The following is a 335-nucleotide window of genomic DNA, read 5'->3' on the forward strand; positions in this document are numbered from 1 at the left end:
TCCGGGAGTTTCTGGAGGGGGTCGCCGGTCTTGAATGCGTCGTATTCGCCCCCGAGGAAGCCCCCCCGCCCCGGCCATTGGCCCGGCAGGATCGAGACGTGCCGGGGGATGCCGGTTTCTCCCACGGGCAGCTCATGACAGCAGATCGCGCCGATCGACGGGTGTTCGACCGTCGGATCCGGGCGATAGCCGGTCTTCACGTAATACACCCCGCGCTCGTGGTCCCCTTCCTTGCTGACGAGCGAGCGGATCAGCGAGACCGACGGCATCACTTCGGCGAGCCTGGGATACCCCTCGGCGAGTCGGATCCCCTTGACGGCGGTCTCGATCGCCCG

General features: G+C 67.5%; 1 protein-coding gene. It reads right to left on the reverse strand.

The window, feature by feature from the left end:
- Window positions 1-335 (reverse strand): DUF1501 domain-containing protein (locus ACYOEI_RS41220; protein WP_462856494.1); only part of this gene is annotated, 335 nt, incomplete at both ends.

It is taken from the genome of Singulisphaera rosea (assembly GCF_054877945.1).